Below are 26,997 nucleotides of genomic sequence, written 5' to 3'. Positions count from 1 at the left end.
ACTGAAGTAACTGAAGTAACTGAAATACCTTCAGCAACGGTCAGGGGCGGCCGCCACCGCCTCCTCCGCCTCCTCCGCCGCCACCCCCGAAGCCACCGCCGCCTTCCGGGGCCTCCCCCGCCGTGACCGTGGCGATCTTCTCGGCGGAGCCCAGCTCACCCGACTCGGCCAGACCGCCGGTGTCGGTGCCCGAGGCACTGCCACCGGCGTGGACCGTGTACTCCTCGCCGTTCTTGACGCCCGCTCCGGAGTACACGATGTTCTGGGCGGCCTTCAAAGTGACGTACGACGCCACGACCTTGCCGTCGGAGTCGACGATGTGCACGGTCGTGCCGGCCTCGACGGCCGAGTCGAGGGTCGCCGAGAGCCAGCCCTGCTCGGACTCGTCGTCGGGGGTGACGACCATGCCCGCGCTGCCGGCGGCGAGCAGGGTGCCGCCGCTGACGGTGAAGCTGCCGTTGACGTCGAGGGCGCCGTTGCCGTTGCGCTCGGGCCCGTTGACGACGACCGTCCCGCCGGTGATCTCGGCGGTGCCGTTGGAGTCGAAGCCGTCGCCCTCGGAGTCGATGACCAGGCTGCCGCCGGTCACCGTGACGGTGAAGTCACCTACCCCCTCGCCGCCGCCTCCGCCGCCAGGACCGCCGCCGCCCCCGAAGCCACCCTGGTCACCTTCCTCGCTCGAAGTGGCCTCGCTGCCGGACGCGTTGACGCCGTCGTCACTCGACGTGACGTCGGTCGAGCCGCCGCTGACGAGGATGTCCTTGCCCTCCAGACCCTCGTTCGCCCGTGTCACCTTCACCGTGCCCGCGCTGATGACGAGATCGCCCTCCGCGTGCACTCCGTCGTCACCGGCGGCGAGGGTGGCGGCGGTGCCGCCGAGGTGGACGGCCCCGTCGCCGTGCAGGGCGTCGGCGGAGGAGGTGACGTCGACGGTGCCGCCCTCCAGGACGGTGATGACACCGGACTTGATCCCGTGGGCCGAGGAGTCATCGGAGGCCTCGCTGGTGACGGTGACCTTCCCGCCGGTGGTGACGAGGTCGGTGGCCGCGTCGATGCCGTCGCCCGCGCTGGTCACCTTCACGGTGCCACCGCCGACGGCGATGTAACCCCGGTCGGCGTCCTCGGTGTTGTCGGCCTTGAGCCCGTCGCCCTTGGCGGTGACGGTGACCGTGCCGCCGTTCACCACCACGTAGTCCTTGCCCCGGATGCCGTCGTCGGCGGCGTCGACGGTGAGGGTGCCGCCCTGGATCACCAGACCGTCGGTGCTGGTGATCCCGTCGTTGCCGTTGCCCTTGACGGTGAGCGAGCCGCCGCCGCCGATGGTCAGGTCGGCGGCACTGTGCAGGGCGGCGTTGGCCGTCGCGTCCTCGGCGTACGTGTCCGTGTCGCTCAGCGTGTTGGCGCTGCCGTCGGCGAGGACGACCACGACCTCGTCGGCGTCGGTGACGTCGATAGCGGCGCCCTTGGAGTTGGCGATCCTCGCGCCGTCGAGGATCAGCGTGACCTTGGCCTCGGGGGCGGTGACCACGACCTGCCCGTCGTCGAGACTCCCGCTGAGCCGGTAGGTGCCCTCGGCTGTGATGGTGACGGTGGCCCCGTCGACCTTGACGCCGGCCCCGCCGGAGGAGGCGGAGCCACCCGTCAACTCGACGCCCACGACCCCGGACGCGTCCACGTCCACATCCGTGTCGCCCGCCTCCGCGTGGACGTCCTGGTTGTCGGCGAGCACGGCGGCGGCCTTCTGGGACCCGTCGACTGCAGCGGCGGCAGCCGACCCGGATCCCGAACTGGCCCCCGAGGAACCCGAGTTGTCGCCGTCCGACGACGAGCACCCGGCGAGCGCGGCAGCGGCAAGTCCCACCGAGGCGAGCAGACCCGCCAGTTTGTACGTGCTCCTGCTGTACGCGCTCCTGTTGTAGGCGCTCATGCTGCGCTCCCGTGAAGTGCGGTCGGATCGGTCGGATCGGTCGGATCGGTCGGATCGGTCGGATCGGTGGGATCGGTCGGAGAGTTGGGGAAGTGCCGCCGCAGAACGGGCAGCCACCGGTGTGCGGGCAGTTCGGGCCGCAGCGCGGCAAGCCCGGTGCCGTACTTGGAGAGCGGGACGGGCCGATGCTTCAGCGACCACAGCAGCCGGTCCGCCTCCGACCCGGCCCGCCCCGACTTGGTCTCGACGACGGCCCGTTCCGGCGTACGCAGCCCGGTCCCGTCGGGCAGCGCCCAGGTCAGCCCGGTGTCGACGGTCACCCTGCTGTCGCTCGCGGACAGGAACAGGGTCGTACGCCGGTACGAGGTGACCAGCGTCGGGACGAACCGGAAGCCGCCGGAGTCGATCCCGGCCCCGGCGAGCACGTCGTCGGCGTACGCCCGCGCCTCCGGGGACAGACGCCACAGGTCACCGTCGTACGGAATGCGCTGCTTGACGGTCGTACCGCGCGGGCCGCTCGTCTTGACCTCGAAGTAGTGGTCCCCGGAGTGGTCCCCGGAGTCGAGATACGTACGGACGCGCAGCTTGTACCGGCGCCGACGGCGACGCGCGGTCCGCAGATAGCCGTCCAACTCGGGGGTGTCGAAGTACACCGACCGATACCCGAAGTCCCGAGCACCGCCCATCTCCAGAACCTGCGCACTGGAGCCCAACCCACCCACAAACAGGGGTAGTTCACGGACCGGAAGCATGTACTTCCGGTCGAGCCGGGTCAACAGCGAGGCCCGCTCCACGAGTTCGTCGAGGTCGATCGGGCGCAGGGCACCGACCATCGGGCCGAGGTCGAGGGAGGAGGCGGGCGCGGTCACGCCCCGACTCCCTGTCGGGCGGGGGTGGTTCCGGCCTCCCGGGGCGCCTGCGAGCCCTCGCCGACGAGGTAGCGCACATCGACCTGGGTGGTGTCGTTGACGAGGTCGACACCCTTGACCGACATGTTCACCACGCGCCCGCCGAGCAGCACCTCCAGATGCGCCCGCAGGGCCTCATAGTCGGTGTACGCGGAGTCGAGCCGCAGGCTGAGCTGCCGGTGCCGCCCGAAGAGCCGGGGGTGGTCGCCGACGTACATCGTGAGGACGATCAGCCCCATCAGGGCGACCGTCAACACGTTCAGCCTGGCAGGAAGCCCGGCGAGCAGACCAAGAGCAAGGGCGGAGAAGTAGTAGGCGATCTCGTGCTGGGCGATCTCGTACGACCGCAGCCGGATGATCGACAGAACCCCGAACAGCCCCATCCCCAGCCCGATCCCCACCGATGCGGAGCTGAGCGTCATCGCAACCGAAAGGACCCCGACGTTCACGCCGAGGAAGGCGGCGATCAGGTCCCGACGATGATGGCGCGGGAAGTAGACCCCGAAGGCGAGGACGGCGATCGCGACGAGATCGACGGCGACGAGCAGCGACTGGTTCACGACGCGCTCACCGACCCACTCTTTACGGTGACTTGGCTCATTGTTTAACCATGAGCAACCTGCCTGTGAATCAACTGGGCCGTTTCTTAAGGAACTTTGAGAATCACGACGCGGGCAGGAGAGCAACGCGAGGACGGGGACGCACTGCTTCTGCACACAAGATCCCTACGCTCCCGTGGCACCGACCAGGGTCAACCGTCCACCGAGCGCGCAGGGAGCCGTCCGTGACACTCGTCATCGCCACCGCAACGCCCTTCCACGGCCATGTTCAGCCCGTCCTCACCGTCGCCGCCGACCTGGTGCGGCGGGGACACGAGGTCGTCGTCCTCACCGGAAGCCGCTTCGCCGAACAGGTCAAGGCAGTCGGGGCCCTTCACGTGTCGCTGCCGTCCGCCGCGGACTTCGACGACCGGAAACTGGAGCTGTACTTCCCCGAGCGCGCCGCCATCCCGGCGGGCCCGGCGCAGATCGACTACGACATGAAGTACATCTTCGGCGACCCGACGGCGGCGCAGTACGGCGCCCTGAAGAACCTCCTGGACCGCCGCTTCCCGGCATCGGTGGTCATCAGCGACCCCCTGTTCCTGGGAACGGCCGCACTGGCCCTGTCGGCACCCCCCGGCCGCCGACCGGTGACCGTCAGCCTCGGCATCACGATGCCGACCCTGCTCAGCGAGGACGCCCCGCCCATAGGGCTGGCCGTGCCACCCCTGACGGGAGAGGACGCGAAGCAGCGCCACAGGGAAATGAACGAGCAGGTCAAGCAAATGATGGCGGGGGCCCAAAGCCACATCGAGGAGAACTTCGGGGAGAGCGGCGTCCAACTCCCCGGTTTCATCCTCGACTGTCTGGTGACCGTCCCGGACCACTACCTCCAACTGACCGTCCCGGGCTTCGAGTACCCGCGCGGCGACGCCCCGCCGTCCTTCCGCTTCATCGGCCCACTGGCCCGCGAGCCCCACGGCACGGAGGAACTCCCGGAGTGGTGGACGGACGTACAGAACGCGGACCGACCGGTCGTAGTGGTGACCCAGGGCTCGTTCGACAACCGCGACCTCGGCCGCCTGATCCGCCCCACCCTGGAGGCCCTGGCCGACGAGGACGTCCTGGTCGTCGCCGCGACAGGCCGCCCGGAGGGCCCCACGGAGATCGAGACGGCGGCCCCCGTCCCACCGAACGCCCGCCTGGCCGGCTACGTCCCCTTCGACCTCCTCCTCCCACACGCCTCCGTCCTGGTAACGAACGGCGGCTACGGCGGCGTCCACCAGGCCCTCCAACACGGGGTCCCACTGGTAGTGGGCGGCGACGGCGAGGACAAGCCGGAGATCGGGGCACGGGTGGAGTGGAGCGGGGTGGGCATCGACCTGCGGAGCGGCGACCCGTCGGCGGGGGATGTGCGGAAGGCGGTGTTGAGGGTGCTGGGGGAGACGGGGTATCTGACGCGGGCGGGGGAGTTGCGGGGGGAGTTCGGGGAGCGGGATGCGTTGGGGGTTATTGCGGGGGTGGTGGAGTCGGCGGGGGTGGTGGTGTCGTGATGACCGGGGTCTCGGGTGCGATACCCGCTCTCTTGAAGCGGGGGTCGCAGGTTCGAATCCAGTCGGGGCGCGGAGAAATATCAGTCAGGGGCGCTTCCGTCCGGCGAACGGGAGGGCCTCTGCGGTGGCAGCGCAATTACGGCACCGGCACCGCGGCCACCTACAGGTGCTGCTCCCACGGATTGACCACCAGAGCCCCGGTCCGGGCCATGTGCTTGATATTGCGTGTGGCCACCGTCCAGCCGTTGGCCAGGGCGGTGGCGGCGATCAGGGCGTCCGGTGGGTCAATGCTGGTGCCGGCGACCTTGAGCGTCTTGTGGATGGCGAGGTAGGCGGCCGCTTCCGGTTCGCCGATCGGTGCGATGCGGTCACGGAATTCGTGCCGTACCGCAGCGAGGGCTTGTGCGTAGCGGGCTTGCCTCACGGGATCCGGGGCCGCGGCAACACCGGCCTCGATCTCGGCGACGGTGATCACGCTCAGGAAGCGGTTGGGCCGGGCCGTGGACCGGAACCAGGCCAGGACGCGAGGATCGGGCTTCGCCCGGGTCGTGAGTTCGGCGACGACATTGGTGTCGAACAGGTAGATCACTCGGCGTCCGTCTGCGCATCGTAGGAGCGGGCGCCGAACTCCAGACCCTCGAACGGCCGGGAAAGCAGGAATTCCTCGAAGCCGTCGTTGCTCAGCGCCACCCAGCGGTGCAGCATCTCGGGCAGAGCCTCGATCTCCGTATCGGCGAGCTCGGCATCGAAGTGCCGACGCTGGTCCTCAGGCAGAGACTCCCGGATGTCGCTGATGGTCCGCAGAGGATGCGACGACGGACGCGGCGGGTGAGGCGCACCGCCCGGAGCTGTGGTCATCGGCATCCCTTCCGCGTGCATCGGGCCGCGTACTGCTGCTGGTCCCAGGCTACGGGTTTCCGCCTGCCCGCTCACATCTTTGGGGCGAGTGCGGGCATCTCTCCGTAGACGAGAGGCCGCGCGAGCCGTACCGCCCAGGCAGAAATGGCGCGCCACGCCGCGCCCGAAATGCCCTACACCGTGAGTGCCGCCCCGCCCGTGTCCAGCACGAGGATCCAATCAGTGGTGGAGGGCGCCAGGGCGGCGGAGCCTCCTCACGCTGCCAACGGCCCTGGAGAACCCAAGCTTCCCAAGCCCAGCGTGCGGACGGTGCCGACGCGGACGATGCCCTCCGATACGGTCCCGAGCCATGGCGAATGGCGACGGTGTGCCGGAGAAAGTGGCGTGGATCCTGGTTCGCGACGACCGGGTGTTGGTGACGCGCAGCCACGGCAGAGACCGCTTCTACTTCCCGGGCGGTCATCGTGAGCCGGGCGAGTCCGACGGCGAGACCCTGGTGCGGGAGATCGACGAGGAACTGCGGGCGGCGATCGACCCCGGCTCCATGGTGCACTTCGGCACTTTCGAGATCGGCGAGGGCCATTCGGATCACGGCCCCTTCCGGATGATCTGCTACACCGCCGATCACCGCGGTGAGCTGACCCCGTCGAGAGAGATCGCCGAGAAGGCATGGTTCCGCTACGCCGACCGGAATCGGGTCTCGGCCGTCGACGGGATGGCTTTCGACGCGCTTCACGAGGCCGGGCGGCTTTCCTGATCCCGTGACCGGGGCCTGCACGGCCGCTGCTGCGGTTTTCTTCACATGGGTGGGCGAAGGCAGCGCAGCACCGTGTGCAATCTGATGGCTCCGAACGAGACGGTGCAACCACCGATCGGCTGGTTTCACCACAACCGCCCACTCGCGGTCACACTGAGCCACCGGGTCCGTATGGATCGGCGTGGGGGCTTCGTCCTCTCGGCAGTGTTCAGTGGCCAAAGAGGCCGTCCCAAAGTCACTCCCACAGGTCAAAACCGAATCGGGGCCGCCCGATCGCAGCTTCCCAAGCTGCGGCCGCCTCACCGCAACCGAAAACCCGGCTCGTTGACGGGCGTCGCCGATAACGGAGTCGGCGCTCAGCGGCGGCAGACGAGGACGCCTCCCAGGCACGTGACCTCGAAGACCCCATGCTGAGCAATGTGGTCGCTGACGATGGCGCGGGCCCGCTCGATCGTCGCCTCGAAAGGCACGTCGTGCTGGTCCGCCCACGCCCGGTAGGAAGCCATGTGCGCGATCACCGGTTCGGGATCGTGGACCGTGATGGTGCCGGGCAGTTCGACCGTCTCCACCCGGCCGAACTCCTCCCCCAGCAAGGACGGGGCCTTTTCCAGGGAGAAGCGGGCGCTGAGCGAGATGCGCGCCGGGCCGCGTCCGGTGCCGAGAACGTCACCCGCAGCGCGCTGCCACAGGTCGTCGAGTTCGGCCTTGTCCCGGTCGCTGTTGGTAGAGGCGACCACCAGCCCGTCACGGGCAACGACCCGGGCCAACTCCCGTACCGCCTGGGCGATGTCGGGGACGTGGTAGAGCATGTGCAGCGCCAGGGCGGCGTCGACGCTCTGCGCGGCCAACGGCAGGTGGAGGGCGTCGGCCACGGCGACCGGGCCGGGGACAGTGGCGAGGATACCGGGGGCGATGTCCAGGCCGAGCAGGGACAGATCGGGCCGGTCCTCGCGGAGCCGCTGGATGAACTTGCCGTTGCCGCAGCCGACATCGACCACGCGCCCGCGTACGCGCACGCCGCTCAGTTTCTCGGCGACGATGCCCGGCAGGTCGTAACGGGGCGTCTGCCACTGGTAGAGCGATTGGCGGGCGGCCAGGTCCCGGTCGCTGCTGTAGGCGCTTCCGGCGAGGCGGCCTCGGTCGGTGACGGCAGCGTCGTGTGCGGCGGACGGTTCGGTCACGTCGGAAGCTCCCGAGGGTGGGCGGCGGGTAAGGCCGCGCGGACGGCCGTGTGCGCATAAGCCACTGGCCCCGCCGTTCGCAAGGCCTCCCCCTGGCATCAGCTCGTGACTTCGACGCACACGGAACCGTCTTCAACCACGGCCTTCGCGGTTCGTTCGCACGGCCATCCTTGCCGCTTCGAGGTCAGCTCAAAGACTTACCCACCTCGTGGATGGTGGGGCGATCCTCGGGCGCGTGGCTGAGCATCGCGTCGACCAACTCGCCTAGTTCACCGGGCACTTTCACAGGCCGTCGTCGGCCGTTGGCCACGGCTTCTCTTTGTACGGGGCGCGGGGCGTCATCCGCATACTCGACCGCCCGCCAGCCTGTGGCGGACATGAGCAGGGACGCGCCGAGTGCGTAGATGTCGGCTTCCTGGGTCGGTTCGGCTTCCCCGGTGTCGAGCACGCTGCGCGCGATCTCCGGTGCCTCGTAGTGGACGAGGCAGCCGCGGAAAGGGAAGTCGTAGCCCTCGGGGACGTGTCCGCCGTGGGCAAGGGCGAGGTCGATGAGGTGTGTTCGTTGCGGCCCGATGATGAAGTGGGCGGGCTGCACATCACCATGTGCCCAGCCTTTGGCGTGGAGTTCGGCCAGCGCCTGGACGCATTCCAGTGCCACGCTGGTGTCCGGTGCGATGGACGAGCCTTTCGTACGGCAGCGCTCCCACAGCCGGTACAGGTCCGGCCCCTCGTGCCACGGCTGGAAGTTGCATGTGCCGTGCTCCCATTCGCCGTACGCGATCCCCTCGACGCCGAGGCGAAGCAGAACGGCGCCTTCCCGCGCGGGCGCGAGCGCAGTCCAGGGCTGGGCAGGCCAGTCGGCCGTGGCCTCGATCGGATAGCCGAGTTTCACGGCGTAGTGGCCTCGGTGGCTCTCCACCTCCCAGACCGTGGAGCCTCGGCGGTTGATGACCATGCGCTGAGTCGTGGGCATGAGGGCGTCGAGCACCACGATCGGCAGTTCAGGGGTTGAGCCGGGCAACGTCTCTTCTCCTTCCAGGCGAGCGCGGCCGGCCACGAGTTCGGGCCGACCGCGTCGCTGTTGTCGTGTGCTATGCCTGACCGTACGGTCGGCCGCAGTCCGAATCGCACTGCGCGAGATTCACGCCGTTCACGGTCCACAGGTCGTCGAAGACCATGAACCCCGCCGCCTTCATGGCGCGTGCCGAGGCGGCGACCATCTCCGGGTCACGGGCGCCTCCACCCGGCTTGGGGTTGTGGTGCAGGAAGCGGCCCGCGTACTGCTCGCAGAGCCTGGCGTACTCCTTGGTGTGCAGGATGAGCGCGTGGAGGCCGAGGTCCACGTCGTCCGACGGGACCATGGGCACGGTGGCGAGGCTCTGAGGCCGGCCATCGTCGGTCAGCTCCGGCATGTCGTGGGCCTGTTGAAGGAGAGCCGACCGCCGTCCATCCAAAACGGCCTGTACGGAATCGCCGCCGAGTTGGCGCGCCTCACCGGCTGGACCTACTTCGACGCCCGCCAGTACAACCAGGCACGCGCGTACTTCACCGAGGCACTGCAACTGGCCAAGGAGATCAACGACCGTCAGTTCATGGCCAACGTCCTGGCCTGTATGAGCTTGCAGGCCACGTACCAGGACAAGCCGGGGGACTCTCTCGCACTCGTGACCGCCGCTCAGGACCAGGCCCGCCCAGCTCTCGGCACCACGCCGCGCGTCATGTCGATGCTGTCCATGCGCGAGGCCTTCGCCCATGCCACCCTCGGCAACCGGGACTCCACACACCGGGCGATCGGAGAAGCGCACCGCCACTTCGAGCAGATCCAGGCGAACGACCCCGACCCGTCCTGGGTGACCTACTTCGACGAGCTGAAGCTCATAGTGGACACCGGCATTGCTCACGGCAGACTCGGGGAGGCCGCGACCGCAGAGCCCTTGATCGCGGATGCTCTGCGGCGGGAGAACAGCACCAACCAGCGAGGCCGGGCGTTTCACGCGTTCTGGCTTGCTCGTACGCAACTGGACCAAGGCAAGCTTGCCCAGGCGTGCCACACGGCCACACAAGCGCTGGAACCCGCTTCGGCGGTGTCTTCCGAGCGGGTGTCGGGCCATCTCAGGGAGTTCTACGAGCAGTTGGCCCCGCACAGGCGGGAGCCCGTAGCCCTGGCCTTCGAGGCACGGCTACGGGAACTCCTCCCACCGGTCAGCGGATCGCTTCGTCCATGAGTACGTAGAGGAGGCCGACGAGGGATCCGCTGCTCACGATCTCGTGGCGGTCGATCATTCCGCGTACCTCACTGAGTGGGATCCACTCGATGCGGTCGGACTCGTTCTTCTCCGTGGGCGGTCCGTCGTACGTCGCGCCGTCCGCGCGGAAGACGTGGTGCTGCGAGTCGGTGATCCCGTTGGCCGGCTCGGCGTAGATCAGCGGCTTGATGGGACCGGGGCGCCAACCCGTCTCCTCCAGGACTTCACGAGCCGCCGCCTCCTCCGGGGACTCGCCTTCCTCGACCAGGCCCATGGGCAACTCCCAGGCCCAGGAGTCGGTGATGAAGCGGTGCCGCCACATCATCAGCACCTCCTGGCGGTCGTTGACCACGGCGGCCACGGCCAGGTGCCGTAGGCGAACGACGTGGTACTCCCACCTGCGCCCGTCAGGCTGCTGAACGTCGACCAGACACAGATTCACCCACTTGTTGGTGTAGATCTGTCGCTCTCCGTGGGTCTTCCACTCCATACCTGCGGCCCCTCTCGATCGGACTCCAGGATCTCAGAACGATCTGGAGACGAAGCGGGGTCGGCTCAGATCACGTCAGATCGACGAGATGGTGGGGTCCAAGCGGTCGTGCCGTCTGATCGTTCAGAAGCAACCGCAGGACCACCCGTAGGCGACGAGCAGGGCAGCCACACCAAACGTGGCGGCCGCCGCACCCGCCAGTCGTCCGCGCCGCCTTGGCCTGGCAGGACGAAGCAGCTCCCAGCCGCCATAGCCGAGGAAGACCAGCAAGGCGCCACCCGCGCCCCCGGTGACGAGCGGGCTACGCCCCCATCCCCAGACAAACGCCAGAGCCAGACCCAGCAGGACAAGGCAGGCGACCACTGTCAGCACTGCCTCGCCTACGAGCTCCACCAGGAGTTCCTTCAAGAACGAGCCCACGCCGCGGATCACGCGTCGGACCCGGCTCCGAGCCGCAGGAACAGCCACACGACCCCCAGGGACCGTCTCGAATGATCGGACTCTACGAAAGCGCGAACCCTCGGGGAAGAGCAGGCCGCGCCCTCCCGATCGCGCCGCGCCCGAAATGTCCCACCCCGTGAGTCCCGTCCCCGCCGATGCCTAGCATGAGAATCCGGTCGGGGGTGGAGGTGAAGGGTGCCAGAAGAGCCGGTTCCTCTGCGGTTCAGGGTTCTTGGGGAAGTGCGGGTCTGGCGGGATGGGGTCGAGGTCGATCCGGGGCCTCCTGGGCGTCGGACCCTGCTCGCGCTGCTGCTCGCGCGTGCCGGATCCCCCGTGCAACTGCCGGACATCGTCGACGCGTTGTGGGCGGACCGGCCGCCCGGGCATGCCGTGAACATGGTGCACCGGCATGTGGGCGAGCTGCGGCGGCTGTTGGAGCCGGGGCTGCCCCTGCGGGCCGAGGGCGGGCTGCTGTTGCGCGGGGGCGGGGGCTATCGGCTCACGGTGCCGACTGAATCCGTCGACCTGCTCGTCTTTCGGCAACTCGTGGGGCAGGCCAGGGACTTGGGTGGTTCCGCGGGCGCCGTCGACATCTTCGTCGAGGCGCTCTCCCTGCGGGGCGGGGACGGCGCGGGAGCTGCCGGGGCTTCGGCTCCGGCGGTCACCCATCCTCTCTTTGTCGAACTGGAGCGCGAGTACGACTCCGTCGTGCGCGAAGCCGCCACGCTCGCGCTCGACTGTGGGCTGGCCGACCGGGTACTGACCGTCCTGGCCTCCAGTGCGGCTCGGTGTCCGCTCGACGAGGGGATACAGGCTCTGTTCATGCGCGCCCTCTCCGCGACCGGGCGCCCCGACCGGGCCCTCGCGGTGTTCCGCGCCACCGCCGCCCGGCTCGCCGACGAGCTGGGCGTCGATCCCGGGCCCGAACTCACCGCCGCCCGGCCACCGGTGACCGACAGGCCGGCGCCCTCCGCCGTAAGTCCCCCAGCGCCCCCAGCGCCCCCAACTCCCCTTCCCCTCACCACCCCACCCGTCCCACCCGCCCAACTCCCCTCCGCCCTCCCCGCCTTCGTCGGACGGCACGTCGAACTGGAGCGGCTGCGCGTGCTTCTGGAGGACGTCGACGGGCCTCGTCCCTCCTCCGCCCCCGTCATCTGCACGATCGGCGGCACAGCCGGTGTCGGCAAGACCGCGCTGGCCGTGCATCTGGCGCACGAGGTCGCCGACCGGTTCCCGGACGGGCAGTTGTACGTCGATCTGCGCGGCTTCGCCGCCGGGGTGTCGCCCACGCCGCCGCAGAACGCCGTACGGGGATTCCTGGACGCCCTCGGCGTGCCGGCCGCGCGGGTGCCCGAGAGCCTCGATGCGCAGGCCGCCCTGTACCGCAGTCTGTTGGCGGGGCGCCGCATGCTGGTCGTGCTCGACAACGCCCGTGACGCCGCGCAGGTGCGGCCCCTGCTGCCCGGTGCCGCCGGGTGTCTGGTCCTTGTCACCAGCCGGAATCGGCTCGGCGGGCTCGCCTCCGCCGACGGCGCCCGGCCCCTCACCCTGGATCTCGTCACGTCCGACGACGCCCGCAACGCGCTGGCCGCGCGGATCGGCGCCGACCGGGTGGCCGCCGAGCCCGAGGCCGTCGCGGAGATCGTCGCGCTCACCGCACGGCTGCCCCTCGCGCTGGCGGTCGTCGCCGCCCGTGCCGTCGTCCACCCCTCCTTCCCCCTCTCCGCACTCGCCGACCAACTGCGGGGCTCGCACAGGTCACTTGACGGCTTCCGCGACGCCGGCGCCGACACCGCGACCGACGTACGGGCGGTCTTCTCCTGGTCGTACGACGCGCTCGGGGCCGAGGCCGCCCGGCTCTTCCGGCTGCTGGCCCTGCATCCGGGGCCCGACCTCACCGTCCACACGGCCGCCGCCCTCGCGGATCTGGCCGTCGGACGGGCCCGCTCGCTGCTCGCCGAACTCGCCGACGCCCACCTCCTCACCGAGCGGGCCCCCGGCCGGTACGTCTTCCACGACCTGCTGCACGCCTACGCCACCGAACTCGTCCACGCAGACGAGAGCGCTGAGCAACAGCGGGGCGCCGTGCGGCGGTTGCTCGATCACTGTCTGCACACCGCCCACGCCGCCGCGCTGCTCTACGACCCTCCGACGGCCGTCATCACACCGGCGGAGGCGTCCCAAGAGTCCGTACGGGCCCAGGCGCTCGCCGACGAGACCGCCGCCTGTGCCTGGTTCCGCACCGAACGGCCGCTCCTGCTCGGGGTGTTCAAGCAGGCCCTGGAGCACGGGCTCGACGGCCATGTCTGGCAGCTGGCCTGGTGTCTGGAGCGGTTCCACGAACGGCTCGGGCACTGGCACGAGTACCTCGACCTGCAACGCGCCGCCCTGCCCGCCGCCCGTCGCCTGGACGATCCGGTCGCCCTCGGGCATGCCCATCGCGGGCTCGGCCGGGCCTGCGTGATGCTGCGGCACTACGCCGAGGCAGAGGAGCAACTGCGGTGTGCGCAGGGGGTGTTCGAGGAGGTCGGAGACGGACACGGGCTGGCGCAGGTCCAGTTGTCGCTGTGGCTGCTGCTGACCCGGCAGGAACGGTTCAAGGAAGGGCTCGACGAACTCGCGCCCACCCTCGGCATCTACCGGGCGTCCGGCCATCGCCGGGGGCAGGCGTACGTCCTGGTGGCGACCGCCTGGGGCGAGGCCTGTCTCGGCGACTGCCGCAACGCCCTCGTCCACGCCCACCAGGCCCTCGCCCTGTTCCAGGAACTCGGCGCCCGTCTCCCCGAGGGCTACACCTGGGACACCCTCGGCCACGTCCACACCCAACTCGGCGAGCACCGGCGGTCGGTGACCTGTCACCAGCGGGCCCTGGCCCTGTTCCGGGAGGCCGGTGACCTGTTCAACGTGGCCTGTGTGCTCGACCGGCTCGGCGACGCCCATCTCGCGGCCGGCGACCGGGCGGCGGCCCTGAGCACCTGGCGGGCCGCGCGGGAGGCCATGCGGGACTTCGACCCCGTATGGGCGGCCGAGGTGCGGAGGAAGATCGATGCGCGAGGTGGCGAGGTGCCGAGGTCGTGAGGTGCCGAAGCAGTGATCACTGAGGTGTTCAAGGCCTGCCGCGCGCTGCGCTCCCCCGCTCACAAGCCAGGCACACTTCGTCCACTCCCCCCTGCCTACGCTCCCGCCGACATCGCCAACACCCGTACACGGGGAGCAAGTTCCATGACGTACACCATGATCAACGGTAACCGGCTGTTCCACACCGACGAGGGGCCCGCCGCCGACGCGCGCGGCGAGACGCTGCTGCTGGTGCACGGCGCGACCTGCGACTCGCACGACTGGTCCGCGCAGATCGACGCGTTCTCGGCGCGGCACCGGGTGATCGCGCCGGACCTGCGGGGGCACGGCCGTTCCTCGGGGCTCACGGGCGGGCAGCGCCCGCGCGACTTCGCCGCCGACCTCGCGGAGCTGCTCGACAGCATCGACTCCGGCCCGGTGGTCGTGGTCGGGCACTCGCTGGGCGCGGTCGTCGCCTCGGTGCTCGCGGTCGAACACCCGTCGCTGGTACGGGCCGTGGTCGCCGTCGACCCCGGCTACGGCTTCGAGGAGGGCTTCGCGCCGCAGCTCGCCGCCGCCTTCCGCGTCCCGGACCCGGTCGGCACCGCCGCGGCGGTCATCGGCGGGCTGGAGAACAACAGCGCGTCCGGACCCGAGGCGGAGGCCCTGCGATCCTGGCACCGCCGACGCATCCTCGGCATGGACCCGATGACCGTACGGGACGTCTTCCACGGTCTGTTCGACGAGGCGGCGACCCCGCTGACCTCCCGGCCCGGCGTCGAGACGTTCCTGGCGCGCAGGGCATGCCCGGTGCTGTCGCTGTCGGCCGCGAGCTCACTGAAGGCCAAGGGGATCGACGGGGACTGGGAGGAGAAGCTGAGCGGGCATCCGTACAGCGCCTCGGTGGTGCTGGAGGGGGTCGGCCACTGGCTCTTCCAGGAGCGGCCGGCCGAGTTCAACTCGCTGGTGCTGGGCTGGATGGACGGGCTGCCCGCCGTCTGACGGAGAGTGGGGAGTACGGACGGCGGGGCGAAATCGGGGGCGTACGTGCGGGGCTACAGCGGGAGTTACGACGGTGACGATGCGGTTCTCGGTACTGGGACCGGTGCGGGTGTGGCGCGACGGCGGGGAGGTGCGGTTGGGGGCCGCACAGCAACGGCTGTTGCTCGCCCTGCTGATGGCGCACGCGGGACAGCCCGTGACCATGGAGGAGACGGTGCGGGCGCTGTGGGGCGAGTCGCCCCCGGGCCGGCCCGCCAACGCCGTGTACCGGCACATCGGGGTGCTGCGCCGGTTGCTGGAACCGGAGTTGGCGATGCGCGCGACGGGCGGCTGGCTGGTCCGGGACATCGGTGGCTATCGCCTCAACGCGTCGTCCGACACCCTGGACCTGTTGCGCTTCCGGGAGTTGGTGCGCCGAGCGCGGGCGACCAAGGGCGACGGCTCCACGGACTCCGGCTCAACTGCCGCCGTTTCGATGTTCCTTGAGGCGCTGGCCCTGCGAACCGGGGCCATTGCCACGGGGATTCCGGCCGAGGCCCGGTCGCATCCCGCGATCGAGGCGCTCGAACGCGAGTATCTGACGGTGGTGAAGGAGGCCGCCGACGTGACACGGGCGGCCGGTGCCTCCGGTCAGCTGCTCGGCGTGCTCCACCGCACCGCCGCCGACCATCCGCTCGACGAGTCCCTCCAGGCCCGTCTCGTACGGGCGTTGGCGGCCACCGGGCAGCGCGCGGAGGCCCTGGACACCTGGCAGCGCGTACGGGTCACGCTCGACTCCGAGCTGGGCGTGGCCCCCGGCCCCGAACTACGGGCCGCACAACGGGATGTGCTGCGGCTGGACACACCCGCGACCAGCCCCCGTACGAAGGGCGCGACGGGCACGCCGGTCATGGCCCGCGCGAACGGAACGCCCCGGACCGACAACGGCACGAACGGCACGGCCCGTACGACGCACAAGGAGCGCGTACGGCCCGTGGCGGCCGGCCGGCTCACCGCCGTCCCCGCGCTGGAGGAGAGCGGGCCGCGACACGGGGAGCCCTCGGCGGGCAACGGCGCCGGTCCCCTCGTACAGTCCGCCCCCGATCCCTTCGTACGGCCCGCCCAACTCCCCGCGGATCTCGCCACGTTCGCGGGCCGCAGGGCCGAACTCGCCCAGGTGACCGGGCTGTCGGCGGATCCGGCACCCGGGCTGCGGATCGCCGTGATCAGCGGCATGGGCGGCATCGGCAAGACCACGCTCGCTGTGCGCTGGGCCCACCGGATCGCCCACCGCTTCCCGGACGGGCAGTTGTACGTCAATCTGCGCGGCTTCGATCCGGGCGGGGCGGCGACGGACCCGGGGCAGGCCCTGCGCGGGTTCCTGGAGGCGCTCGGGGTGCCCGGGCAGCGCATACCGGCCGGGGCGAACGCCCAAACAGGGCTGTACCGCAGTCTGTTGGCGCGGCGCCGGGTGCTGATCCTGCTCGACAACGCGCGCGACGCCGAACAGGTCCGCCCGCTGCTGCCGGGCAGCCCCGGCTGTCTGGTCGTCGTCACCAGCCGCGACCGGCTCCTCGGCCTGGTCACCGCCGAAGCCGCCCGCCCCCTGGCCCTGGACCGGCTGCCCGCCGCCGAGGCCCGCGAGTCACTCGCCCGCCGGCTCGGCGCCGAACGTGTCCTGAGCGACCCCGCCGCCGTCGACGAGATCGTCGCCCGGTGCGCGGGACTCCCGCTGGCCCTGGCCGTGGTCGCCACCCGGGCCGCCACGAACCCCGACTTCCCGCTCACCGCCGTCGCGGACGAACTCCGCACCGCCCAGGGCAGTTTGGACGCCTTCACGGACACGGACCCGGCCGGGGACGTACGAGCGGTGCTCTCCTGGTCGTACCGTGCGCTGAGCCCCGGCGCCGCACAGCTGCTGCGGCTGCTGTCCCTGCATCCGGGCCCGGACGTCACCGTGCCGGCCGCGGCGGCCGTCGCGGACGTCGGACCGGAGGCGGCGCGCTGTCTGCTGGCCGAACTCACCCGCTCCCACCTCCTCACCGAGCGCGCCCCCGGCCGCTACATCTGCCACGACCTGCTGCGCACCTACGCGATGGAACGCGTCGGCCAGGACGAGACGGCAGAGGCCCGCGAGGCCGCCGTACGCCGACTCCTCGACCACTACCTCCACACCGCGCACGCCGCCGGCCTCCTCTACTCCCCGCTGTGGCGGACCAGTCCGCTGCCCGCCGCCGCACCGGGCGCCCGCCCCGAGTCGCTCGCCGACGACGGGCAGGCACTGCGCTGGTACACGGCCGAACGCCAGGTGCTGCACGCCGTCGCCGCCCTCGCCGCCGAACAGGGGTACGACGGCCATGTCTGGTCCCTGGCCTGGACGCTGGAGCGGTTCATGGACCGTCAGGGGCACAGCCACGAGTCCGTGGCCCTGCACCGGGCCGGCCTCGACGCGGCCGTCCGGGACGGTGACCGCACCGCCCGGGCCCATCTGCACCGCGGGCTGGCCCGTGCCTCGGCCCGGCTGGAACGGTACGACGACGCCCGCGCCCACATCGCGCGGTCCCTCGCCCTGTGCACCGAACTCGGCGACCGGCCCGGCCTCGCCCACGCCCACCGCAGCCACGCCTGGCTCCTGGACCGGCTCGGCGACTACGACGGCGCCCTCGACGCGGCCGGCCGCGCCCTCACCCTGTACCGGGCCGTCGGCGACCACGCGGCGGCGACCAGTGCGCAGCACGCCCTGGGCTGGACCCACGTCCTGCGCGGCGACCACCGCCGGGCCACCGTCCACTTCGAGGAGGCCCTGGCCGGGCTCGACGGGACCCAGGGCACCCGCTACGGCAAGGCCGGCACCTGGGACAGTCTCGGTATCGCCCGGCACCACCTGGGCGAACACCAGCGGGCCATCGCCTGCTTCCAGTGCGCGCTGCGGCTGTACCGGGAGATCGGCGACACCTTCAGCGAGGCCGGCACGCTGCGCCACCTCGGCGACACCTACCTCGCCGTCGGCGACCCCGGCTCGGCTCGCACGGTCTGGGAACACGCCCTGCGCCTCCTCGTCCGGACCGACCCGACGGCGGCCTCGGAACTCCGGACGAGACTGCGGGCCCTGGGCGACGCGGTACCGGCGCCGAGGATCAGCGCCGTGCCCGCGTATCCCTGACAGGGACGTCACCGGGATGTCACCAGGAGAGGGCGTCGGCCATGTCCGACTGCCAGTACGTGACGGTGATCGAGCTGTCGACGTACACGCCCTTGGCGGGCAGGGACGGGCGGGCCGGGGTCGTGCTGTCCGAATTGAAGTAGACCTCCAGGGTCTTGGCCGTGTAGCCGTCCCTGCCACTGCCGTCCGCCGCCGAGACGACGACGGCCGCGTAGCCCGACTCCCCCGGGGCCAGCGTGACCACGGCCTGCGGCTGGGAGTCCTCGATGACCGGCGGCACGGACTGCGCCTCACCGAACCGCACCGCCGGGTAGTACGCGAGGTCGCAGTTCCCGGCGCCGGTGTTGGTGACGGTGAGGAGGACGTGGTTCAGGGGACGGTTGACCACCGTGGCGGTCGTCCTGGTGGTGGCGGGGGTGCAGGGGGACAGGTTGGACTCGGAGTCGTCCGAGTCGTTCGAGCCCGAGCCGTTCGAGCCCGTGGAGCCCGACGAACCCGTGGAGCCCGTGGAACCAGAGGTGCCCGAGGAGCCCGAGGTGCCGGTGGAGCCGCTGGTACCGGTCGAACCAGTGGTGCCGGTGGTGCCCGTCGAGCCCTTGTCGCTCGCCTGTCCCGCCCCCGTGGTCGTCCCCCCGCTCGTCGTGGACGAGGAGGCGGACTCGGTGGCGGTGGAGGAGGCGGACGGGGCTCCCTCGTCGCGGGTGCCCTCGGCGCTGCTGCAGGCCGTCATCGTCAGAGTGGCGACCGTGAGTGCGGCGGCGGCGAGCAGACGGGTGCGGGCGGTACGTGCGGACATGTGATTCCCCGATTTCGCTACAAGAAGGGTTTGTACGCAGGCCACTTGACCGGGTTCCGGAAGCGGCGTGCTTGGATGGCCAGAGCTTGTCCGGTGATCCGTCCCAGCCGCCACAAACGCCGGGGCATCCGGGACGCTGGAACGCCAAAACCCCCTCTGACCTGGGGGAACAACACCCGCCTGGAACGGCGGTCCGGGACACGGGAAGAGGGAGGAACGGTGACGGGGGATGAGTTCCCGGAACTGCTGGGCCGGTTGAAGGAACGGTCCGGGCTGAGTTACGGCGTGCTCGGGAAGCGGCTGCACATGAGTGCGTCCACGCTTCACCGGTACGTCAACGGGGACGCCGTACCGGCGGACTACGCGCCCGTGGAGCGGTTCGCCCGGCTGTGCAAGGCGACGCCCGAGGAACTGGTGGAGCTGCACCGGCGGTGGATCCTCGCGGATGCCATGCGGGGCCAGCAGAAGGCGAGCGCCGCCACGGCTCCGGCGGCGGAACCCGAGGCTGCCGCGCCTGCGACACCTGCCTCGCCTGCCACGGTTGTCGTGCCTGCGGTGTCCGCCGCGTCTGCCTCATCCGCCTCGTCCGCCGATGAGGAACAGCAACCGCCGGCAGCGGACTTGACCGTCGGGGCGACCGAGGTACCCGGGCCCGTGACCGGGGCCGCCGGGGCCCCCACGGCTCGGCGTCGGCGTACCGTCGTCCTCGCAGGGGCCGCCGTGGTCGCGGCTGCCGTCGCCGCCACGCTCGTGGTGAACCTCGTACCCGGCAAGGAAGACGACGACCGGAGCGGGAAGCGGTCCGTGGGGGTCGCGGCCCCCGGGGTCGACAGCAGTCCCACCGCCTCCGCGCCGACCGGAACGAAGAGCGCGTCGGCCTCGCCGTCCGCCTCTTCCAGCGGCAGTCCTACGGTTTCCTCCTCGCCCTCCGTCTCCGCCTCCCGGAGCGCCGAGGCCGGGGCAGGGGCGGGGGCGCAGGACGACGCCGTCGAGGACGGGGCGACCGCGCCGATCGTCACCGTCAACCCGTACAAGTGGGCAGACCCGTGCGGCCCGCACATCCTGATCGACCGGGAGCCCGACCAGGTGCCTCCGCCGCCGAACGAGCCGGACGCGCGCGGCTGGAACACCGCGCTCGGCGCGGTCACCGCCGGGCAGCAGATGATCGCGCTGACCATCCAGGGGACCGGTGAGGCCACCGTCGTCCTGGAGAACCTGCATGTGCGGGTGGTGGACAAGAGCGAGCCGCTCGCCTGGAACGACTACCAGATGCACGACGGCTGTGGCGGCGGCGTCGACACGAAGGCCTTCGACGTGAACCTCGACGACGGGCGGCCCCTGGTCTCCCCCAGGTCGGGTCAGCGCGGCTTCCCGTACAAGGTGAGCGAGTCGGATCCCGAGGTCTTCTACATCTTCGCGGACGCACGGGCGTACTACGTGGGCTGGTACCTGGAGCTGGAGTGGTCCAGCGGCGCACAGCACGGAATCCTGCGCCTCGACGACAACGGCAACCCCTTCCGCACGAGCGGCAACGTGGGCCGGCCCTCGTACGTGTATCCGAACGGTTCCTCCGCCTGGGAGCGCCACCCGTACGAGCCCAACATTCCCGGCTGACGGTGGAGCCGGCTACACCGGCGGCCGGGGAGGGCGCTCCCTCGTGATGGCGGGCCGTTCACGGAATCGTTGATCCCGCGAGGCCGAGGGCTCCCCGAGGGTCTCTCGCAGCCCCATCCAAAAGGTTGCTTGACTTAAGTAACTCTATTATGTTTGCCTAAGTCAAGCAATGAAACACCCGCACTGCTGCCAGCCCGCCCGCCACCGGACAGGAACCGCTCCCCCATGATCAGCAGCCTGCAGCGGCAGCTGCGCAGCCGCCCCAGCCCGAATCCGGTCCCCAGCCCCAGCCCCACAGGGCATCCCGCCCCCGTGGACCGCCCCGGCCGCACGGACGCGGCCGTCGCCGTCGCGGTCTTCGCCTGCTCCTTTCCCGGCAGTGTCTTCACGCTCCCCGGCGGCCCGGAACTGCCCTGGGGTCCCGGCGCGCTGCTGACCGGCGTCTCCTGCGTGGCGCTGCTGTGGCACCGCTGCCTGCCCCGCACCACCGTGGTGGTGACCGTCCTGTGCGCCACGGCGATGGCCGGGATCGGCCACGTGCTCTCCGTCCTGCTGCTCGGGCCGCTCATGGTCGCGCTCCACTCGCTGGCCCTGCGCACCGACCGCAGGACCGCCAACCTCTTCACCCTCGGCGGGATCGTCCTGCTGGTCGGCACGGGGCTCTTCGTCGGCCCCGCCGGTGAACCGCTGATCCTCAAGCTGGGCGGTCCCGCCGCCTGGCTGCTGCTCCCGACCTCCCTCGGCACCGTGACCCGGCTGCGCGGGGCCTACCTGGAGGCGGTCCAGGCCCGCGCCGAGCACGCGGAACGCACCCGGGAGGAGGAGGCGCTGCGCCGGGTCGCCGAGGAGCGGATGCGGATCGCCCGTGATCTGCACGACGTGGTCGCCCACCATCTGGTCCTTGCCAATCTCCAGGCCGGTGCCGTGGCCGGCCGGCTGCCCGACCGGCCCGACGAGGCGGCGCGGATCGTCGCCGACCTCACCGGCACCACCGCCTCCGCCCTGCGTGAACTCAAGGCCACCGTCGGCCTGTTGAGACAGTCCGACGACAGGGACCGGCCGGACCTGCCCACGGAACCCACTCCCGGTCTCGCCCGGCTGCCGGAACTCGCCGCCTCCTTCGAGCACGCGGGACTCAAGGTCGCCGTCACCGTCGAGGGGGAGCCGCGGCCACTGTCGGCCGGCGCGGACGTCACGGCGTACCGGATAGCGCAGGAGGCCCTGACCAACGTCACCAAGCATGCCGCCGCGCGGTCCGCCGAGGTGCGGCTCACTTACTGCTCGGCGTCCGTCGTCCTGGCCGTCACCGACGACGGACCGGGGAAGCGGCCCGGTGCCGGCGCCGGCACTCCGCCCAACTCCCCCTCCCCGAGCGGTGGTTACGGCCTCATCGGGATGCGGGAGCGGGCGCACTCCGTCGGCGGGCACTTCCGTGCCGGGCCTCGACGCGAGGGCGGCTTCGGGGTGGTCGCCGAGCTGCCGCTCCAGTGCGAGGAAGCAGATCGGGCCGAGCACGGCTCACTGTGATCTAACCCACGCTCAACCCCCTCGATTTAACTTGCGTAAGTCAAGCAACCCTTCTTATGCTTGCGTAAGTCAAGTAATTTGATTCTTCCCAACGGAGGCCCGAAGCCATGTCCGACGCCCTTACCCGTCCCGCCGGAGCGGGGACATCCGCCCCGCCGCGGCCGAACGCCGTGGTGGCGGTGCTGGCCCTGGCCGGGATCGTCGTCTCGCTGATGCAGACCCTGGTCATCCCGATCGTGCCCGAGCTGCCGAAGCTCCTGGACGCCCCGGCGTCCGACACCGCCTGGGCGGTCACCGCCACCCTGCTTGCGGCCTCCGTGGCCACCCCGGTGGTGGGCAGGCTCGGAGACATGTTCGGCAAGCGCCGGATGCTGCTGGTCAGCATCGTGCTGCTGGTGTCCGGCTCGCTGATCTGCGCGATGGCCGACTCCCTCGTCCCGATGATCATCGGGCGCGCCCTCCAGGGCCTGTCCGCCGCGGTCGTCCCGCTCGGCATCAGCATCATGCGTGACGCGCTGCCCGCCGACCGTCTGGCCGGCTCCACCGCGCTGATGAGCGCCTCGCTCGGTGTCGGCGGTGCCCTCGGTCTGCCCACGGCCGCCTTCATCGCGGACCGCTGGGACTGGCACCTCCTCTTCTGGGTCTCCGCCGCGCTGGGCGCCCTCGCCCTCGTTCTCGTGCTGCTGATCGTGCCGGAGTCGAAGGTGCGCACCGGCGGCCGGTTCGACCTGGTCGGCACGGTGGGTCTGTCCGCCGGGCTCATGTCCCTGCTGCTGGCCGTCTCCAAGGGCGGCGACTGGGGCTGGACCAGCGGCACCACGCTCGGCCTGGGTACCGCGTCCGTACTGATCCTGCTGGCCTGGGGCTGGTGGGAGCTGCGCAGCCCGCAGCCGCTGGTGGACCTGCGTACGACCGTCCGCCCGCAGGTGCTGTTCACCAACCTCGCCTCGATCGCGCTCGGCTTCTCGATGTTCGCGATGTCCCTGGTCCTGCCGCAGCTGCTCCAGCTGCCCGAGCAGACCGGCTACGGCCTGGGCAAGTCCATGCTGACCGTCGGCCTGGTGCTGGCTCCGCAGGGTCTGGTCATGATGGTGATGTCGGCGGTGTCCGCGAAGGTCACCAAGGCCAAGGGCCCGAAGGTCACCCTGATGATCGGCGCGCTGATCGTGGCCGGCGGCTACGGCCTGAACCTCCTCCTGATGTCCGAGGTCTGGCACCTGGTCCTGGTGTCCTGCGTCATCGGCGCCGGTATCGGCTTCACCTACGGCGCGCTGCCGGCCCTGATCATGGGCGCTGTCGACCCGACCCAGACGGGCGCGGCCAACAGCCTCAACACCCTGATGCGGTCCCTGGGCACCTCGTTCGCCAGCGCCCTCGCCGGTGTGATCCTCGCCCAGATGACCACCGACTTCGGCGGCACCGCACTGCCCGCGGAGAACGCCTTCAAGGTCATCATGGCCATCGGCGCCGGAGCCGCCCTGCTGGCCTTCCTCCTCGCCTCCTTCATCCCGCGTCGCCGTGACCCGGCGCAGGAGGCCGTGGCCGACAGCCCGGCCGGGACCCCGGAGACGGCGGCGGTCAAGGCCTAGGCGACAGACGCGGGCATACGTCCGCACAGGCACCCCCCTCAAGGAGGCCGCCGTCCGCACCCGCGGGCGGCGGCCTCCTCGCGTGATCCGCGCAACACCTGGTGCCGCCACCCCACCTACTACTTGCGTAACTCAAGCAATTCCATATACTTGAGTAAGTCAAGCAAGCTAAAGCGGCGGCATCGCGACCGCCCGCACGAACCGGATGGAGCCAGCCATGGAGAACGCGCCCCGGACCCCGGCGGCTCCGGCCGCTCCCGGTCCGTTCGCCTCCTTCGTCCGGTTCGTGGTGTGCGGCGGCGGGATCGGGGTCCTCTCCAGCTTCGCCGTGACGCTGCTGGCCGTCTCGATGCCCTGGGGACTGGCGAACGCGGTGGTCACCGTCGCCTCCACCGTCCTGTGCACCGAGCTGCACGCCCGCTTCACCTTCGGGGCGGGCCGCAGCGCCGGCCTGCGCGAGCACTGGCAGTCGGCGGGTTCGGCGGCGGTGGCGTACGCGGTGACCTGCGCGGCGATGCTCCTGCTGCACCTGGTCCAGTCGTCGCCCTCGGCGCTGACCGAGCAGCTCGTCTACCTCGGCGCCTCGGGCCTCGCCGGCCTCGGCCGCTTCCTGGTGCTGCGGCTGGTCGTCTTCGCCGCCGGTCGCGGTGACCGTGGTGCCGAGGACAGCGGCCTCGTCACGGCGAACGGCCTCGTCACGGCGAACGGCCTTGTCACGGCGAACGGTCTCGTCGCGGCGAACGGTCTCGTCACGGTGCCGGTGCGGGAGTACGTCGTCCCGGTCGGCGTGGGTGTTGCCGGGCGGCACGGGGTCTCCGGCGGGGGCCGCACCGCTGGAGTACTCACGCCGCGTCGACTGTGCCCGCCGTCCGTGCGGCCTCGCAGCCGGTGTCAGAGCGGCAGGTCGTCGGGCAGCACCCGGAACGCCTTGCGCCGACTCGACGCACGTACGCCCCGGACCTCGGCCATGTCGAGGTCCGGCGCGTCGCACGGTGACCCGGGAGCGGCTTCGCCCCGGGCCGCCCGGCGAGGCCCAGGTCAGGAGTCCAGGGCCTTGTTGAGCTGGTCGGCGTAGTAGATGTAACCCGTCAGGTTGGGGTGGAAGACCTCGGTCGTTCCGCTGCTCAGGTTGTTGATCCACGGGTCGGTGCCGCACGCGCCGTGGCCCTTGAACGTGTCGCGGACGTCGACGAACGTGACCGACTCCTGGGCCGTCGCGGCCTTGGCGCCCTCGGCCAGCGCGTCGGCGAAGGCGTTCATGTAGGTGCGCTTGGCGGTGCTGAGGTCGATCACCGGGCAGGTCCCGGTCAGGGAGAGCGCCTGCGGGTAGCCGACGACGACGATCTCGGCGCCCGGCGCCTTGGCCTTGATGTCCTTGTACAGCGTGGCCAGCTCCGTCACCAGCTGGTTCTTGGCGTAGTACGACATCCAGTCCGTGGCCGTCTTGCAGTAACTGTCCGACTCCAGCAGGCAGTTCTGGACGACGGTGGAGAACTGGGCGTCGTTGCCGCCCACCGTGAGCGTGACCAGGTCGGTGCCGCTGGTCACGGCGGACAGCTGGTTGGCGCGTACGTCCGCGATGGTGGCGCCGCTGCAGGTGACGTCCTTGAGCGTGTACTCGGAGTGCGCGGCGGCCGACTGGGCCGGGTAGTTGAGCTGGCTGCGCTTGCAGTCGCCGCTGGCGGTGTCGTAGTACCCCGCGCCGACCCCGGAGGCGTACGAGTCACCCAGGGCGACGTACTCCTTTTCGCCCGCCGCCTGGGCGGGGGTGCCGGCCACCGCCGCCATACCGGCGAATGCCACCACAGTGCTGACGACAACTGACGCCAATTTACGCATGAGTTCCTTCTGAAGACTGGAAGGGGGAGGGCGTGAGGATCGTAAAGCGGTGCACCTTTCGGGCAATTCGGGGTCGCTCGGCCGCAAGTGAGGGAAAATGCCCGGCATTTGGTGCCCTCGTCGCCGAGTACTGCCCCCGTTCCTGCACCGGGGGTCAGCGCCACGCTCCCGACAGGTCACGGGCGACGACCGCGCTGAACAGCCGTACGCCGTGGGTCGAGCCGGGGTCGGTGTCGGTGAGTTCGCGGACCCGGCGCAGGCGGTAGTCGAGGGTGCGGGGGTGGATGTTGAGGGCCGCCGCCGCGGGACCGCGGTTCATGTCGTGGCGGTAGTACGCGTCGAGGGTGACGAACAGGTCCGGGCCGGACTCCAGGCGCCGGGCCGTCGTACGGAGCCAGTCGTCGACGAACGGCACCTCGGCGACGGCGAGTTCGACGAAGACGTCCGCCAGGGTGTGCGGTCTCAGCCGGGTCGACGCCCGCCGCAGCGGGGCCGCCCTGCTGATCCGGCGGGCCCGGTCGAACGCCTCGGCGAGGCCGGTCAGCGGTGCGGTGGCGGTGCCGGCGGCGCAGGGGCGGCCGAGGACGTCGGCGAAGTCCCGTAAGAGGTCGGGGACGACATCCGGTAAGAGGTCCGGTACGAGGCGGCGTCCCGCAGGAGCCGGTGCCAGGTCCGGCAGCGCGTCGGGGGCCGGATCCGGGACCAGGGCCACCAGTTCGCCGCCTCTGCCGGTACCACCGCTGATCCCGGTGCCGTCTCCGTCGTGCTCCGGGTACCACGTCATCGGCACCTGGTACGTCTTCACCAGCGCCTCGATATCGTTGTCCAACTCGCGGTCGCCGGGCGAGCGGTCCGGCACCCGGATCACCAACACCGTGTAGGACTCGGCCAGTTCCATGTCGGCGACCTGGGCCAGTTCCGCCGCCGCCCCGTTCTCGGACAGCAACGCCCTTGCCAGCAGGGCGACTTGTTCGAGGTACGGCATACGGCGGCGCATGACCGTCACGAAGCCCCGTCGGTAGGCGCCGATGCCGCGCTCGCCCTGGGGGGCGAACCAGCCCATGATGCGCATGAGTTCGTCGAGGTCGCCGCCGCGCTGGGCCTCGGTCGCCTCGTTGATCTCGCGCAGCATCAGCTCGGTGTGGATGCGCAGAATGCTTTGCCGTGAGTCCAGCGACATACCCGCGCCCGCCCGGACCTCGCCCATCGACGCGATGTAGCCGAGGTCGTCGTCGGTCAGCATGTCGTTGCCCGGGGCCAGTTCGACCGTGCGGCGGCGGAGCCAGACCGAGTACTCCATGGTCTCGGCCCTGGCCCGGGAACTCGTGTCCAGGGACCCGAGTTCCGGTATCTCACGTACGTACGTCTCGACCTCGCGGCGGGCGTTGGTCGACGCCCGCCGGGCCAGTTCGGCGAAGAGGCTCCCCATAAGCGTGAGCATGTCACCCAAGGTGAGAGGGCCGACAGACGAAAACCGGACGGCCGTTTATCAATCCGGGTGAAACGGTGAAGGGTGTGCGGGTGGCGT

At 70.7% G+C, this 26,997-nt stretch carries 19 protein-coding genes and 3 pseudogenes; 10 read left to right on the top strand and 12 right to left on the bottom strand.

Annotation, left to right across the window (positions count from 1 at the left end):
* Positions 1-40: 40 nt before the first annotated feature.
* Genes ACFYXF_RS37155 through ACFYXF_RS37145 form a run of 3 tightly spaced genes read right to left on the bottom strand, consistent with a single transcriptional unit; the run spans position 41 to position 3,395 of the window.
* Positions 41-1,927, bottom strand: coding sequence for a carbohydrate-binding domain-containing protein (locus ACFYXF_RS37155; RefSeq protein WP_389356375.1), 1,887 nt, complete (start codon positions 1,925-1,927; stop codon positions 41-43).
* Positions 1,924-2,796: a polyphosphate polymerase domain-containing protein gene (locus ACFYXF_RS37150; protein WP_389356374.1), complete on the bottom strand. Its 873-nt coding sequence runs from the start codon at positions 2,794-2,796 to the stop codon at positions 1,924-1,926. Before ACFYXF_RS37150 ends, ACFYXF_RS37155 begins: the two co-directional genes overlap by 4 nt.
* The gene (locus tag ACFYXF_RS37145) at positions 2,793-3,395 is read right to left on the bottom strand and encodes a DUF4956 domain-containing protein (protein WP_389356373.1); all 603 of its coding nucleotides are present in this window, start codon (positions 3,393-3,395) and stop codon (positions 2,793-2,795) included. The genes ACFYXF_RS37150 and ACFYXF_RS37145 overlap by 4 nt, the downstream gene beginning before the upstream one ends.
* Before the next feature lie 224 nt (positions 3,396-3,619).
* Here ACFYXF_RS37145 and ACFYXF_RS37140 point away from each other — a divergent pair, with 224 nt between their 5' ends.
* Entirely contained in the window at positions 3,620-4,930 is a 1,311-nt protein-coding gene (locus ACFYXF_RS37140) for a glycosyltransferase (RefSeq protein WP_389356372.1), read from the top strand.
* Positions 4,931-5,090: 160 nt separating this feature from the next.
* On the opposite strand, the gene ACFYXF_RS37135 is transcribed toward ACFYXF_RS37140, so the two are convergent.
* Positions 5,091-5,519 carry a type II toxin-antitoxin system VapC family toxin gene (locus tag ACFYXF_RS37135; RefSeq protein WP_389356371.1) on the bottom strand — a complete coding sequence of 143 codons (429 nt, stop codon included), beginning with the start codon at positions 5,517-5,519 and terminating at the stop codon, positions 5,091-5,093.
* Positions 5,516-5,788 carry a hypothetical protein gene (locus tag ACFYXF_RS37130; RefSeq protein ID WP_389356370.1) on the bottom strand — a complete coding sequence of 91 codons (273 nt, stop codon included), beginning with the start codon at positions 5,786-5,788 and terminating at the stop codon, positions 5,516-5,518. The genes ACFYXF_RS37135 and ACFYXF_RS37130 overlap by 4 nt, the downstream gene beginning before the upstream one ends.
* A gap of 349 nt (positions 5,789-6,137) precedes the next feature.
* On the opposite strand from ACFYXF_RS37130, the gene ACFYXF_RS37125 reads away from it, so the two are divergent.
* Complete coding sequence (locus ACFYXF_RS37125) at positions 6,138-6,545, top strand: NUDIX domain-containing protein (protein WP_389356369.1); 408 nt, start codon at positions 6,138-6,140, stop codon at positions 6,543-6,545.
* 356 nt (positions 6,546-6,901) lie between these two features.
* On the opposite strand, the gene ACFYXF_RS37120 is transcribed toward ACFYXF_RS37125, so the two are convergent.
* The 3 genes and pseudogenes from ACFYXF_RS37120 to ACFYXF_RS37110 form a co-directional block, all read right to left on the bottom strand.
* Positions 6,902-7,726: a class I SAM-dependent methyltransferase gene (locus tag ACFYXF_RS37120; protein ID WP_389356368.1), complete on the bottom strand. Its 825-nt coding sequence runs from the start codon at positions 7,724-7,726 to the stop codon at positions 6,902-6,904.
* A gap of 184 nt (positions 7,727-7,910) precedes the next feature.
* Positions 7,911-8,747, bottom strand: coding sequence for a protein kinase (locus tag ACFYXF_RS37115; protein WP_389356367.1), 837 nt, complete (start codon positions 8,745-8,747; stop codon positions 7,911-7,913).
* Positions 8,748-8,817: 70 nt separating this feature from the next.
* Positions 8,818-9,099 (bottom strand): annotated as a pseudogene (locus tag ACFYXF_RS37110) (hypothetical protein); the annotation flags it as partial.
* On the opposite strand from ACFYXF_RS37110, the pseudogene ACFYXF_RS37105 reads away from it, so the two are divergent.
* Positions 9,076-9,951, top strand: a pseudogene (locus ACFYXF_RS37105) (hypothetical protein); the annotation flags it as partial. The pseudogenes ACFYXF_RS37110 and ACFYXF_RS37105 overlap by 24 nt on opposite strands.
* Here ACFYXF_RS37105 and ACFYXF_RS37100 read toward each other — a convergent pair.
* The gene (locus ACFYXF_RS37100) at positions 9,929-10,462 is read right to left on the bottom strand and encodes an NUDIX hydrolase (RefSeq protein ID WP_389356366.1); all 534 of its coding nucleotides are present in this window, start codon (positions 10,460-10,462) and stop codon (positions 9,929-9,931) included. The pseudogene ACFYXF_RS37105 and the gene ACFYXF_RS37100 sit on opposite strands and share 23 nt — an antisense overlap.
* 636 nt (positions 10,463-11,098) lie before the next feature.
* On the opposite strand from ACFYXF_RS37100, the gene ACFYXF_RS37095 reads away from it, so the two are divergent.
* The 3 genes from ACFYXF_RS37095 to ACFYXF_RS37085 all read left to right on the top strand — a co-directional run bounded on the left by ACFYXF_RS37095 (position 11,099) and on the right by ACFYXF_RS37085 (position 18,104).
* The gene (locus ACFYXF_RS37095; RefSeq protein WP_389356365.1) at positions 11,099-13,981 is read left to right on the top strand and encodes a BTAD domain-containing putative transcriptional regulator; all 2,883 of its coding nucleotides are present in this window, start codon (positions 11,099-11,101) and stop codon (positions 13,979-13,981) included.
* Positions 13,982-14,125: 144 nt separating this feature from the next.
* Positions 14,126-14,962 carry an alpha/beta fold hydrolase gene (locus tag ACFYXF_RS37090; RefSeq protein ID WP_389356364.1) on the top strand — a complete coding sequence of 279 codons (837 nt, stop codon included), beginning with the start codon at positions 14,126-14,128 and terminating at the stop codon, positions 14,960-14,962.
* A gap of 79 nt (positions 14,963-15,041) precedes the next feature.
* Positions 15,042-18,104, top strand: a complete 3,063-nt coding sequence (locus ACFYXF_RS37085) for a BTAD domain-containing putative transcriptional regulator (RefSeq protein WP_389356473.1) — start codon at positions 15,042-15,044, stop codon at positions 18,102-18,104.
* A 19-nt stretch (positions 18,105-18,123) separates the two neighbouring features.
* On the opposite strand, the gene ACFYXF_RS37080 is transcribed toward ACFYXF_RS37085, so the two are convergent.
* Positions 18,124-18,900 (bottom strand): DUF4232 domain-containing protein, encoded by a 777-nt coding sequence (locus tag ACFYXF_RS37080; RefSeq protein WP_389356363.1) that lies wholly within the window; start codon positions 18,898-18,900, stop codon positions 18,124-18,126.
* A 219-nt stretch (positions 18,901-19,119) separates the two neighbouring features.
* Here ACFYXF_RS37080 and ACFYXF_RS37075 point away from each other — a divergent pair, with 219 nt between their 5' ends.
* The 4 genes and pseudogenes from ACFYXF_RS37075 to ACFYXF_RS37060 all read left to right on the top strand — a co-directional run.
* A complete protein-coding gene (locus ACFYXF_RS37075) occupies positions 19,120-20,514 on the top strand; it encodes a helix-turn-helix domain-containing protein (RefSeq protein WP_389356362.1) in 1,395 nt (464 codons plus the stop codon).
* 225 nt (positions 20,515-20,739) lie between these two features.
* Positions 20,740-22,041 (top strand): sensor histidine kinase, encoded by a 1,302-nt coding sequence (locus ACFYXF_RS37070; protein ID WP_389356361.1) that lies wholly within the window; start codon positions 20,740-20,742, stop codon positions 22,039-22,041.
* Between the two features lie 107 nt (positions 22,042-22,148).
* Complete coding sequence (locus tag ACFYXF_RS37065) at positions 22,149-23,630, top strand: MFS transporter (RefSeq protein WP_389356360.1); 1,482 nt, start codon at positions 22,149-22,151, stop codon at positions 23,628-23,630.
* A 205-nt stretch (positions 23,631-23,835) separates the two neighbouring features.
* Positions 23,836-24,276: pseudogene (locus ACFYXF_RS37060) on the top strand (GtrA family protein); the annotation flags it as partial.
* Between the two features lie 392 nt (positions 24,277-24,668).
* On the opposite strand, the gene ACFYXF_RS37055 reads toward ACFYXF_RS37060, so the two are convergent.
* Together ACFYXF_RS37055 and ACFYXF_RS37050 are read right to left on the bottom strand one after the other, a co-directional pair.
* Entirely contained in the window at positions 24,669-25,469 is an 801-nt protein-coding gene (locus tag ACFYXF_RS37055) for an SGNH/GDSL hydrolase family protein (protein ID WP_389356359.1), read from the bottom strand.
* 154 nt (positions 25,470-25,623) lie between these two features.
* On the bottom strand, positions 25,624-26,910 hold the full coding sequence (locus ACFYXF_RS37050; RefSeq protein WP_389356358.1) for a PucR family transcriptional regulator: 1,287 nt from the start codon (positions 26,908-26,910) through the stop codon (positions 25,624-25,626).
* Between the last annotated feature and the right edge of the window lie 87 nt (positions 26,911-26,997).

Origin of the sequence: Streptomyces sp. NPDC002680 (genome assembly GCF_042889145.1) — a bacterium.
Classification (GTDB): domain Bacteria; phylum Actinomycetota; class Actinomycetes; order Streptomycetales; family Streptomycetaceae; genus Streptomyces; species Streptomyces adonidis.
Note: the sequence above shows the minus strand (reverse complement) of the source record. Positions and strands in the feature narration are given on the sequence as shown.